Here is a 12,460-nt window from a genome sequence, read left to right on the forward strand (position 1 = left end):
TTTGCCCATGCAAAAACACCTCCGATATTAGTACTTTTTAAAAGTGTACCACTCCGAAGGTGTTTTATATTGTCTCAAAATTTTAGGTTAGCCCAGTCGATAATCCGACGGTAGATGCTTTTTGATTGGATTAAGCTGCCGCTTGTTTTGAAAGCGGAGCATGAATTTTCTGAGACGGCGTATCTTTTTGGAGCAGGCGTAATCCGTTCAAAATGACGAGGATTGTAGAACCTTCATGACCGACTACTGCAAACGGCATGATCAGGAACTGTGACAAGTTCGAAATGATTAACAACAGGATGACGCCGATGGCGAGCGTGATATTTTGTTTGACGACACGATTCATTTTACGCGCTTTGTTGACAGCGTAAGCGAGGCGTCCTAAGTCGTTTTTCATCAAAACGACATCGGCTGTCTCAAGAGCAGCATCGGTTCCTTCACCCATTGCAATCCCGACGTGAGCCAAGGCAAGGGCGGGAGCATCGTTAATTCCGTCTCCGACCATCGCAACGGTTTTTCCTTCAGTCTGATACTGCTTGATATAACGGACTTTGTCTTCAGGAAGACATTCCGCTACATAATCCGTCAGACCTGCTTCTTTCGCAATCGCAGCAGCAGTCACCGGGTTATCCCCGGTCAACATGATCGTTGTGATACCGAGAGCATTTAAAGAGGTGATGGCTGTTTTGGCTTCAGGACGAATCGTGTCCCGTAATGCGTAAAGCGCAATGATTGATTGTCCGTTGCTGACATAAACCATCGTATTTCCTTGTTCTTTTAAGGTTTGCTCCATCGATAGGAAAGGATCAATTAATCCTTCGTGGAACGCATATTTTCCGATCCGGTATGTCTGACCGGAAACCGTGGCTTCGATTCCGTAGCCGGTCACATCCTTAAAAGTGGATGGGTCGATGATATCCGTTTTCAAATGCGTGACAATCGCTTGTGCGAGCGGATGATTCGATTGTGCTTCGATGGACGCGACCGCTTGTTTGACGGCGAATGCATCCACTCCGTCAGCATAATGGCTTTCCGTGACGACAGGTTTTCCGGTCGTTAATGTTCCGGTTTTATCAAAGACGATCGTATCGACTTGTCCGAGTGTCTCGATGTGTGCACCACCTTTAAATAAAACACCGTTTCGGGCAGAGGCAGCGATTGCTGCCAAAGCAGCTGGTGTAATCGAAGCGACCAAAGCACAAGGAGAAGCGACGACAAGCAAAATCATAGCCCGGTAAATGCTCGTTTCAAATGTCCAACCAATTAAGTAGTGGGGAACGACCATCATCAAAGCAACGACGAGTAAGACGATTTTGACATAACGGCTTTCGAACCGTTCAATGAATTGTGCAGAGGGTGATTGCTCGCTTTGAGCGTTTTGAACCATATGAATGATTTTTTGGAACAACGACTCGTCTGCAGCTTTTGTCATCTCAATCGTCAAAACACCGTTCATATTGACGGTTGAATTGTAGACGGTATCCCCGACATGTTTCTCGACAGGAATCGATTCGCCTGTAATCGAGGCTTCCTCAATGGCGGCTTGACCGCGGATGATCGTTCCATCGACAGGGATGCGTTCGCCCGGTCGGACATAGACCAGTTCGCCGACAATCAATTGCTCAAGGCCGACAACTTCAAGCTTACCGTCAGCGTTTAAACGAGTAGCTTCTTCCGGTTGCAGGGACATCAAACTTTGTAATGCCCGTTCGTTTTTATTCATCGTATAGGTTTCAAGGGCACCGGATAAAGCAAAGATGAAAATCAAGATAGCACCTTCCATCCAGTAACCGATCGCCGCTGCACCGATGGCAGCCAAGATCATCAACAATTCTACGTTTAAGGTTTTATCATGATACGTTTCGGTTAAACCTTCTTTTGCTTTCGCATAACCGCCGATCAAATAAGCGGAGAGATAAAGCGTGACATAACCGGTAGCCGGAATGTTGAGCTTCTCGAGTGTGTAGGCAATTAAAATCAATATTCCACTAAAGAGTGCTAAAATCAATTCGTGATGTTCCTCCCAAGCATGGCGGAGAGCGGAACGCTGATGGACATCAGTAGTAGTAGAGGTAGTCATATGGGAAAACTCCTTTCAAGTCTAAATGAGAAAAGAAATCATTATGTTAAAACAATGAGAATGTTAATTACCAACGTTTTCTCATCAATGATAATGAGTTTCATTGTCGCTAGATTATAATAATTATTATCTGTAAAACTACTATACCATGTCTATGTCAAAAGGAACAGGAAAGGAATCAGTAAAAATGAAAAAAATATTGACCGATCGATTTGGTATGGTTGTGCTCGCTTTAGTGACGACATTCCTTTGGGGAAGTGCATTTCCCTTCATTAAAAAAAGTTATGCTTTACTTTCCATCACCTCAACCGAATATGGAGAACAGCTGTTGTTTGCCAGTTACCGTTTTTTCCTCGCCGGTGTCTTATTATTAATTGTCAGCGTCCTGATATTTAAACAGCCGATTACGTTGAAAAAGCGGACACTCGCTTATAGCCGGCTTGGTTTCTTCTTGACGTTTCTCCAGTATGTGTTTTTTTACATCGGGCTCTCCTTATCAACAGGCGTGCAAGGATCAATCATTGCTGGATCGACTTCCTTCTTTCAAATGTTGCTCGCTCATTTCCGGTATGAAGACGACCGGTTAAATCGATTCAAGGGACTCGCTTTATTTTTAGGATTTACAGGCGTTATTTTAGCGAACTGGCCGCAAGGGTCTGCCGGTGTCTCGTTTGGTGCCGGAGAAATCCTGTTGATTTTAGCGATGATTTCCGGGGCATTTGGAAATTTGATCGCCAAGGAATATTCAGCCAGTTATCCGGTCGCACCGATGACAGGTTGGGCCATGGTCATTGGATCAATCGGCTTATTCACCGTCGGAGCGGTCCTGAATGGAGACTGGTTCCCGTTTAACTTCACCAGTACGACCGTCTGGATGCTGATCTATTTAGCATTCTTGTCAGCGACGGGATTTACATTGTGGAATCTCTTGATGAAATACAATCCGGTCAGCCGGGTGTCATTGTTCATGTTTTTTGTACCGATTTATGGTGTGACGTTATCCGCACTCATTCTCGGTGAATCGATTCCACCCCAGGCATTCCTTGGATTAGTATTTGTGGTCGCCGGTATTTCGGTCTCGACCTATCTACCGATTTGGTTTCAAAAGCGTAGTTGACGAAGATTCTGAATCGTGCAAAAATAGTCTCAATCAATCTGTTATTTTTAATCGTTCGTTGCTAAGCCGACTCGTTCGGCTTTTTCTGTACGGTCATAAAACCACCGATTCGGCCTTGCTGTAAAGGCTAGTGCAACTAAAAAACGAGAGGAGATGAGAGAAGTGGAACGGAATGAGATCGTTCGAAAGATCATTGCCAACCGTCGTCCGCGGGATGAGTTTGCCCGGTTTGTCGTCACTTGTGTCAGTCAACAATTAAAGGAGACGCATGGAGATGTCGGTGTGGAAATCGTTGAGGCGGAAAGAGGATACGACTCCGTTTGGTCAATCAACGGTCGAGAGGTCGTCGTCTTGCTGGAAACGGAAGAATTGAAACGGGCAAAAGAACAACCGTATGCAATCGACGATAAGCTCTGGCTCAGTTTTCGGCAAGAAGGAATCGTGAAATAAAAAGACGGTCGTTCCGCATGGGACGATCGTCTTTGTTTGTTTACGACGAGCGGGGAGTCTTTGACTGAAAAAGAAGATAGGCGAGTGTCGCGAGAACGAGGACGAACAAAATAAAGTAGAATCCCGGCGGTAACATGACGAACAAACTACCGGAAATCGGTCCGAGAATCGAACCGAGACTAAAGGAAATCCCGGCAAGCAGGTTACCGGTCGGCAACAGATGACTGGGTAACTGTTCCGTCATGTAAGCGACGCCGAGCGAATAAGTCGAGCCGAGTGCCATACCGCTGACAGCAAAAATCATAAATAATGCTCCGTAACTTTGAAAGAAAAAACAGGCTGCCAAAAACGCAAACGCTCCGATACTGAGGACGGTAATCAGCGTCCGTCGTTTTCCGAAATGATCAGCGAGACGTCCGAGGGGTAATTGCATCAATAAAGAGCTGACGACAAATGTCGTAATTAGACTGCTTGTCTGAGATAATTCATAACCGTTTCGTGTTGCGAAGACCGGGAAGCTGGCATTTAATGTTGCTTCCAAAAAACCATAGGTGAAGCCGGGCAACAATGTAAACCAAGCGCTCGTCAGGACAAGACGGTAACGGGAAGCGGCGGACTGAAGTTCTTCTGGCATGATATCAGAAGGTTTTTCATTCGGTAACCGTCTTAAAGTAATCAAAACGAGAACGGTTAATGTTCCCGTCAGAACGAACGGCAGCCAACTGATCCAGTCGACAAGCGGCGCTGCGAGTGGACCAAGAGCGAAACCGAGACCAAAGGCCATACCGTACAGAGACATCGTCCGGCCGAGTTTATGATTGGGTGTAATCGATGTGACCCATACTTGAGAACCGTAATGGAGGGTTTGATCCCCGAAGCCGACTGCAAATCGTAACACCATCCAAGCGAGAACGCTTGGGATGAGCGGAAAAGCAAAGACGGCAACAGCCACTAAGATAAGCCCGAACGAGATGACAGGAACATACCCGTGGCGGCGTAACGGCTTTTCCATTAAAGGCGCTGCGACGATGACACCGACATACAGTACAGCAGCACTCAGTCCGTTTATGTAAGCAGGTGTTCCCTGACGTTCAAGCAAAATGGAAAGAAGAGGGATGAGTAACCCTTGAGTAAAACCAGAAATAAATACAATCGAAAGAATCAGAGCAAAACGACGTGACAAAACAAACAACTGCCTTTCCTTTTTTTGTTTAAGCATAACATGCCCCGGCTGTACGATTGTACACCGGGGCATGTCACAGTGTTATGGTTTATTTTGTTCAAAGCGTGTCGGGCGGGGCATGTGTAAAAGGTGCTCGTCCCAGTCCGTTTGGTCAAACACTTCGTCGTGTTCGATACTGTGAGACGCCCGAATCCCGATCATCATGATTCCAAGTACCATACTGAACATCCCGATAATTGCAACGATTCCAACAAGCCATTCCATTTTGAAACCCCCTTCGAACAAGGAAAGTGTGGCGAGTTTGTGACAAACTTTTCCCGTTTTAAAAGAGACTCAAACCTGCTTACAGGCGACTGGATTGTTTCAGGAAATTGACTTCCGGATAATAGGCATTTTTGACGAGTGCATTTGGACCGAGGCACTGAACGGCAGGACAGTGACAGGATAACCTCTGATTGAGTTCTGTTTGTTGCCACATCGCATAAGCTTCGTTAAATGATGTGTCATGAATCGTTCCGAGTGAAGCGAGTTCGTCGCCGAAATCCGTCACGATGATTTCACCGTCAAAGATATTGACGTTCAGACGTGAACGACCGTCAGGATCATTTCGGACGGAAACATTTGGTTCCCGGCGGAGGCGGCGGTGGAGCGCTAAATCTTCTTCTTTCATCGAGCAGGCATAAAACGGCAGTGTCCCGAACAGCATCCAGACGTCCGGATCCCGGACATCAAGCAGACGATGGATGCCGTCACGGATTTCATCCAGACTCGCGGCTTCAATCATCGAGGCGAAATCGGCGGGGTACATAGGATGCACTTCATGCCTGACGCATCCCATTTCGACGATTTCCTGGTGGATGGCTTCGAGGTGAGGCAGTGTTCGTTTGTTAATCATCGTCTCGGCAGAAACAAGGACCCCGCGTGCATTCAGAATCCGGGCATTTTCCTTCATCTGTTCAAACAGTTTTGTCCGTGCTTCGCGCGACGGTTTCCGTTCCATCATTGCAAATCCGCCATCAATGAAATCGTCTGCGGTTCCCCAGTTATGAGAAATATGTAAGACGTCAAGATACGGGATGATCAGCTCATACCGGGAAAGGGGAAGTGTTAAATTTGAATTGATTTGGGTTTTAGCTCCCCGTTCGTGGGCATACTTAAGTAAAGGCACAACATATTCCCGGACCGATTTCATCGACAGCATCGGTTCGCCGCCTGTAATCGAAAAGGCACGCAGATGTTCAATCTCATCCAGTCGTTTGATAAGCAGTTCGACCGGAATCGTGGGTGTTTCGCTGTTCGACAACATATAGCCGACGGCACAATGTTCACAGCGCATGTTACAAAGGGTTGTCGTCGTGACTTCGATGTTCGTCAGTCGGGCTTGTCCATACTGTTCGATATCACGGTACGCTTCCCACGGATCATTTTTGATGGTGATGGGTGATTTTAATGACATGATACATTTTCCTCCTTTTTAGGATCCACTACGTATCGTATGCTAAATGTATACAGGAATAAAGAACAAGAAAGGAAGTCAGAATAATGGGAAAAGCAAGAACTGATAAACTTGGACAGATGAATGTGCTAAAATCAAGAATGCAGCTTTTATGCCATACGATCGATTCATTGGATGAAACATCAGATATTGAGGATTTGGAACGTTTAGCCGTCTCCTTGGATCAGTTGAAAGCCAAGGTGCTTCGTTATGCAAAAGATATGAAGGAACATGAGGAATCAGAAAGCGGTTCGAAATGACCGCTTTTTGATTTGGATCATGGAAAGGATGAATCAGATGACAACTAAAATTAAATTACAGGTAGGCGAAGTTCGCTCCCTAACCTGCCTACGTATGGGAATCAATGGAGAAGGAATCGCGACACTCGAACGACAAATCGTCTTCATTCCAGGTTTGCTGGTCGGAGAAACTGCTCAAATTGAGATTACGGAAATCCATAATAATTTTGCGAATGCAAAAATCTTAAAACGTGATGTCCGTTCACCGGACCGTGTGACGCCGTTATGCCCGATCTACAGCCAATGCGGCGGATGCCAGTTGCAACATATGAGTTATGAAGGACAACTCCGTTATAAGGAAGATATGGTCCGAAATGCGTTTACAAAATCAACGAAGTTGAATGTCGAGAAATCAGATATCCGTCCGACGATTGGCACGACGGAATGGGAATATCGGAATAAGTCACAATTTGCCGTTGGAAAAGAAGGAACACAAATCGTCAGCGGATTGTATTCAGCGAACTCGAACCGTCTGGTGGCGATCGACGAGTGTATCGTCCAGAACAAAGAGACGTTACGCGTCAATAAAGCCGTGACGAAGATTTTAAATGACTACAATGTACCGGTCTATAATTCAGCAAAACAAGACGGTGTCATCCGGAATATCGTCGTTCGGACCGGCATCAAGACGGGCGAAATTCAAGTCGTCCTGGTTGCATTTAAAGACGGTTTTAAGGATCTCGAAGGCTTATCACGCGATATTTATGATATTCCCGGCGTCATTTCCGTTGCACTCAATATTAACGATAAGATGACATCACGCGTTTTTGGAGAACAAACGGAAATTTTACGTGGCGTAGAACGGATCGAAGAAAAAATGGGCGAGTTCACGTATCAATTGTCACCGCGTGCCTTCTTCCAGTTAAATCCGGAACAAGCCGAGCGGATGTACGGTGAAATCGTCAAAGCGGCAGCCTTGACGGGCGAAGAACGTGTTGTCGATGCTTATGCAGGTGTCGGATCGATTGGTCTTTGGATTGCAAACGGTGCAAAAGAAGTCCGCGGCATGGAAATCGTCGAGGAAGCCGTCGAAGATGCAACGGCACACATGAAGCAATACGGATTTAACCATGCCCAGTACGTGGTCGGAAAAGCAGAAACCTGGATTCCGCGTTGGGTGAAAGAAGGCTGGATTCCGGACGTCTTCATCGTCGACCCACCTCGTTCAGGGTGTGATACACAACTATTAAACGCAATGATTTCGTCAAAAGCGAAAAAAATCATTTACGTTTCATGTAATCCGCAAACTTTGGCACGTGACTGCGATCATCTGATGAAAGCTGGCTACAAAGTCAGCTATATCCAGCCGTACGATATGTTCCCTCAAACGGCACATGTCGAAGCCATCGTCGTATTGGAAAAAAAGAAAAAGAAAAAGTTTTAAACGGATCGAACGGTTAGGAGAACCGATCTCTATGACAAAAAGGAAAACGGCTGAGTCGCCGTTTTCCTTTTTGTTTTGTCTCGCGATCTTTTTAAGTTTGTTGTAGCCAATTTTCATCCTGTTCCTGAAAACGTCGTTTAAGATCAGCGACCCGTTCTGCCGGTAAAGCTCCTTTTTCCAACAAGCGGATATTTTGGACCAGATGCTCCGGATTTGCTGTTCCGATGATGGCACTTGTGACACCGGGTTCAAAAACGGTAAACCGGAGTGCGGTTTCAAGCCAAGAAGCTTCTTCAAGCGGGAAATCGAGTTGCTGTGCCCGTTCCCAATAAGGTTCGACATATTGCCCGACCGGCCGGGACGCAAACCGCCATGGTGCATTGGCAATCGGACGTTTGGCGATGATACCTTTTTGTTGCTGATGAATCAGCGGGACCGAATCCATCAATGCCCGTTGATCGTACAAATTAACAGACGTTTGAAAACTGTCGAATCGTCCTGTCGTGATGGCGTAGTCTAAGTCTTCCCGGTCACCGGAATACGCGATCAGGCGGACTTTTCCGGCCTGTTTTGCCCGTTCGAGTGCCTCGATGACGTCATCTTGAGCCAGTATTTCCTTACTGCAGGAATGTAGATGAACGATATCAATAAAGTCTGTCTGCATCGTCAAAAGAGCCTGGTCAATCCCGCCGGCGACAGCTTGGAACGTCCAATCCTCCGTGCGCGGGACATCATAGCCGACTTTTGTCGACAGGACGACATCGTGACGACGCTGTTTTAAAAATTGCCCGAGCCGCTTTTCGGATAAGCCGTAGCCGCGGGCGGTATCAAACAAACGAATGCCTGTATCCAATGCCTGATGGAGAATATAACTTGCTTCCTGATCGGATAAGTCATCGGAACCGATATGACCGGCGCCAAATCCAAGAGGGGAGACTTGGATATCCGTATTGCCGAATGAACGTAATTCCATGCTGTTTCCTCCTTTAATTACTTCTCTAACAGTATATGAAGAAAACGGTTGCATCAATCGATATCCCTCGATCGATGCAACCGTTTTTTATAAAGATACATCAGGTAAAACACCGCAAACAGTCCGACGATCAACCAAGGAAGCATGGAATCCCGTTCAATCAATTCATTGACGGCAAAAGCTTCGATGACAAGTGCCGGTACTTTCCCGATGGTGCTGGCGGTTAAAAAAATCACCGGTGAGACGCCGCTTGTCGCACTTAGAAACGTGACGACTCCGGAAGGGGCGAACGGCAACAGCCGCAAAAAGATGATGGTCCAAAAGGCATCCCAACCGGTTTGCGCCGTCAGTTTTCCGAGCCACTTCAAGACGAACGGGGATTGAATCAATGGTTCGACGCGCCGGACACCGTAACGATAGACGTAAAAGGCAATGCCGGCACCGAGGGCTTCGCCGAGAAACGACAGCAACAAGCCTTGCCAAAAACCGAAATACAGTAGATTGGCTGCCGTGACAAAGGCGCTCGGCAAAACACCGAACAGGCTGATGATTACACTGACTAAAAGACTGATTGGTACAGCAAACATTTCTGCCCGTTGCAACCAATCAAGGAGTGTGGCTTCGATAGTAAGACTTCCTTTCAACCTTTAACACATCAAGTCAACATCGTTTTTGGACTTACGAAATGTCATTAGGAAAATCCGTCGTCTTCGTCCGGCAACAACGGTAACGTAATCAAGACAGTTGTTCCTTGTCCGAGCACGGACTCGAAGGAGATCGTTCCGTCGTGCCGGTCGATGATGTGTTTTGTGATGGCAAGACCGAGACCCGTTCCGCCGTCCTTTCGTGTCCGGGATTTATCAACACGGTAAAACCGTTTCGTTAAACGCTCCAAATGTTCTGGTGGAATGCCTTCTCCTTCGTCCCGAATCGAACAAATCGTCTGTTCGCCGTCTGTTTTTGTCGACAGATAGATATGTTTTGAAGCAGGCGTGTAACGTAAGGCATTGTCCAGCAGATTTCCGATGACTTGCTCAAGCCGGTCATTGTCACCGAGGACGATTTGACTTGGATCGAAGTCGGTGATGATGGAGACACCTTTTGCCTTCGCAATCGGTTCCATCCGGTAGACGACATCTTCTAAAACCTGGCTGAAGACAAGCGGTTGTTTGGTCATCGGATACGAATCCCGTTCCAACTGGGCAAGGTCGAGCAGATCGTTGACGAGGCGTTGCAACCGTTCCGTTTCGCGTTCGATGATCTGGTAATATTGATCGCGTGTTTTTTCATCGAGTGCTTTATCCTGCATCATTTCCGTATATCCCCGGATATAGGACAGGGGTGTCCGCAATTCATGACTGACGTTCGCCAAAAATTCCTTACGTTGTTCATCCACTTCACCGAGGGATTCTGCCATCTTATTCAGGGTTTCTGCCAGTTCGCCGATTTCATCATCGGATTGAATCGGAATTCGATAGGCAAAATCTCCTTGGGCGTAGACGGTTGAGGCCCGTTTCATGTCAATCAGCGGACGGATGATCGTATCAATGATCTGCCGACCGAAAATGACGAGATTCAACACAATCAGACCAATCATGAAGAAAATCATCAGGCGAAGCGGTCGGAACGGTTCACTGATTTGACCGAGCTCCAAATAGAGAATCAACGTCCCGACGAGCCGGTTGTTTTCAATGATGGGAAAACCGGTCATCAGGATGTCCGTTCCTTCAATCGGATGTGTTCGACTGGAAACGACGGTTTCACCATTGCGTAACTGTTCAACATCCGCATTCGTCAAGAACCGGAGTCCGGCCGGATTTTTCTTCAGAAAGTCGATGAAAAAGACTTTGGATTCCGTTAATTCATTCGTATACGTCATCCCGTCATAAAACGCACCGGATAGTCCTTCTGATTCATAAATGTTAATCAATTTTTCGCCCCGATTGAGCAATAAATCTTCCTGCGTTTGAAGGTAAAACCGATCGTACAGATAAAATGTCAATAATACGAACAAAACGGCAGAAAAAACGCTTGTGAACCAAATCGTAATCCAAATCCGGCGGCGAATGGTATACCGCTTAATCATACTTCCTCGAATTTATATCCGATGCCCCAGACCGTTTGGATCGAGCCGCCGGCTTCACCGAGTTTCAGACGAAGTGTTTTGATGTGGGTATCGACAGTCCGCAGATTTCCGATGTAGTCGGCGCCCCAAATTTGATCGAGCAACTGTTCGCGTGAAAAGACTTTATCGTTGTTTTGGACAAACAAATGGAGTAAGTCAAATTCCTTCCGCGTTAAACTGATTGGTTTTCCGCTGACGTGGACACTGCGGCTTTCTGTATCAAGCTCCAGTTTGCCGATCGTCAACGTCGCCGATTGATCGACTGTAAAACGATGGGAACGTCGCAACGTCGCTTCGATGCGGGCCAACAGTTCACGAGGGCTGAACGGTTTCGTGATGTAGTCATCGGCCCCAATTTTCAGACCGTGAATCCGGTCGAGTTCGTCCGAACGGGCCGTTAGCATGATGATCGGGACGTTCGAGAATTCACGGATTCGCATGCAAGCCGTCAAACCGTCCATTTCCGGCATCATGACATCCAGCAAAACGAGATGGAAGGCATCACGTTGCATTAAATCAAGTGCTTCTTGACCGTTCGAAGCCGTCGTCGTCTGATAGTTTTCTTTTTGAAGATTTGAGACAAGCAGATCACGCATTTGTGCTTCGTCATCTACGACAAGTATTTTAAAGGATTGTTCTGGCATCAGTTGATCACTCCATTTCATATGGGAAGAAGAGATGGCTTCTTCCGACAGGTGAATTTTCCTTATTATCATACCATTTGAAGCTTTCGATCCGCATCAAAAGTACGAACAAAAAAGCACAAGAGGCAGGTGCCTCTCATGCTTCGAGTTGTTGTTCGTAGACCGTTTCGAATTCGCGGCCATGGATATACATTTGAAAACTTGATTTGGAGACTTCGTACAATGTAAATTGAGTTTCTCCGGTATTCAGCTGTTTCAATAGTGCCGGTCGTAATTCATCGGCACAAAAAGCATACGGCAGTTTTTCCGCTGCTTTTTGTGAACGGATGTTCGTCTTGCGGATTTTCATGAAGACACTTTCGAAATCAAGGTCGAAAAATAGTTCTGCAAAAAATGCTTCTTTTGCAAGATTATTATAACCTTTCCCATGATACGGTTTACCTAACCATGTACCGAGAAACCCATACTGTCCTTCGATATCGAGTAAACTGATTGTACCGATTGGTTGGTCAAATTCGTCTAGGATTGTGCGTGAGACGAGCTCACCGCGTTCTTCCTCTTCGATTGCCTGCTTTGTAGTAAACAGAAATTCATCAAAGTACCGTGTTTTTTGGCGGACGTACGGATATACGTCTTGATGCTGCATCAGTTCGAACAAATCAGCGCAGTCGCTCAGCTCCCGTTGCTTGAGCATACTTCCATTCCTCCTT

13 protein-coding genes are annotated in these 12,460 nt (G+C 46.5%); 4 read left to right on the forward strand and 9 right to left on the reverse strand.

Annotated features, from left to right (window positions below):
* Positions 1-130: 130 nt before the first annotated feature.
* On the reverse strand, positions 131-2,080 hold the full coding sequence (locus ABIC15_RS14860; RefSeq protein ID WP_012369538.1) for a heavy metal translocating P-type ATPase: 1,950 nt from the start codon (positions 2,078-2,080) through the stop codon (positions 131-133).
* Between the two features lie 187 nt (positions 2,081-2,267).
* On the opposite strand from ABIC15_RS14860, the gene ABIC15_RS14865 reads away from it, so the two are divergent.
* Both ABIC15_RS14865 and ABIC15_RS14870 read left to right on the forward strand, forming a co-directional pair.
* Positions 2,268-3,197, forward strand: coding sequence for a DMT family transporter (locus ABIC15_RS14865; protein WP_354021006.1), 930 nt, complete (start codon positions 2,268-2,270; stop codon positions 3,195-3,197).
* A gap of 153 nt (positions 3,198-3,350) precedes the next feature.
* On the forward strand, positions 3,351-3,647 hold the full coding sequence (locus ABIC15_RS14870) for a hypothetical protein (RefSeq protein WP_234944568.1): 297 nt from the start codon (positions 3,351-3,353) through the stop codon (positions 3,645-3,647).
* Positions 3,648-3,687: 40 nt separating this feature from the next.
* Here the strand turns inward: ABIC15_RS14870 and ABIC15_RS14875 are convergent, their stop codons facing one another.
* From ABIC15_RS14875 to yfkAB, 3 genes are all read right to left on the reverse strand, one after another.
* Positions 3,688-4,866, reverse strand: a complete 1,179-nt coding sequence (locus ABIC15_RS14875; RefSeq protein ID WP_354021007.1) for an MFS transporter — start codon at positions 4,864-4,866, stop codon at positions 3,688-3,690.
* Positions 4,867-4,911: 45 nt separating this feature from the next.
* Positions 4,912-5,094: a hypothetical protein gene (locus ABIC15_RS14880; protein WP_012369542.1), complete on the reverse strand. Its 183-nt coding sequence runs from the start codon at positions 5,092-5,094 to the stop codon at positions 4,912-4,914.
* A gap of 79 nt (positions 5,095-5,173) precedes the next feature.
* Entirely contained in the window at positions 5,174-6,286 is a 1,113-nt protein-coding gene (gene yfkAB, locus ABIC15_RS14885; RefSeq protein WP_354021008.1) for a radical SAM/CxCxxxxC motif protein YfkAB, read from the reverse strand.
* Positions 6,287-6,372: 86 nt separating this feature from the next.
* Between yfkAB and ABIC15_RS14890 the strand changes: the two genes are divergently transcribed.
* Both ABIC15_RS14890 and rlmD read left to right on the forward strand, forming a co-directional pair.
* On the forward strand, positions 6,373-6,585 hold the full coding sequence (locus tag ABIC15_RS14890; protein ID WP_012369544.1) for an SE1561 family protein: 213 nt from the start codon (positions 6,373-6,375) through the stop codon (positions 6,583-6,585).
* A 37-nt stretch (positions 6,586-6,622) separates the two neighbouring features.
* Entirely contained in the window at positions 6,623-8,008 is a 1,386-nt protein-coding gene (gene rlmD / locus ABIC15_RS14895; protein WP_354021009.1) for a 23S rRNA (uracil(1939)-C(5))-methyltransferase RlmD, read from the forward strand.
* Positions 8,009-8,099: 91 nt separating this feature from the next.
* Here the strand turns inward: rlmD and ABIC15_RS14900 are convergent, their stop codons facing one another.
* The 5 genes from ABIC15_RS14900 to ABIC15_RS14920 form a co-directional block, all read right to left on the reverse strand.
* Positions 8,100-8,981: an aldo/keto reductase gene (locus ABIC15_RS14900; protein ID WP_012369546.1), complete on the reverse strand. Its 882-nt coding sequence runs from the start codon at positions 8,979-8,981 to the stop codon at positions 8,100-8,102.
* 53 nt (positions 8,982-9,034) lie between these two features.
* Positions 9,035-9,625, reverse strand: coding sequence for a TVP38/TMEM64 family protein (locus ABIC15_RS14905; protein WP_354021010.1), 591 nt, complete (start codon positions 9,623-9,625; stop codon positions 9,035-9,037).
* Between the two features lie 47 nt (positions 9,626-9,672).
* Entirely contained in the window at positions 9,673-11,067 is a 1,395-nt protein-coding gene (locus tag ABIC15_RS14910) for a sensor histidine kinase (protein ID WP_354021011.1), read from the reverse strand.
* Positions 11,064-11,750 (reverse strand): response regulator transcription factor, encoded by a 687-nt coding sequence (locus tag ABIC15_RS14915; protein ID WP_012369549.1) that lies wholly within the window; start codon positions 11,748-11,750, stop codon positions 11,064-11,066. Before ABIC15_RS14915 ends, ABIC15_RS14910 begins: the two co-directional genes overlap by 4 nt.
* Before the next feature lie 136 nt (positions 11,751-11,886).
* Positions 11,887-12,444 carry a GNAT family N-acetyltransferase gene (locus ABIC15_RS14920; protein ID WP_354021012.1) on the reverse strand — a complete coding sequence of 186 codons (558 nt, stop codon included), beginning with the start codon at positions 12,442-12,444 and terminating at the stop codon, positions 11,887-11,889.
* Positions 12,445-12,460: the final 16 nt, after the last annotated feature.

The sequence above is a fragment of the Exiguobacterium sp. PvP048 genome, assembly GCF_040549175.1.
GTDB classification, from domain to species: Bacteria; Bacillota; Bacilli; order Exiguobacteriales; family Exiguobacteriaceae; genus Exiguobacterium_A; species Exiguobacterium_A artemiae.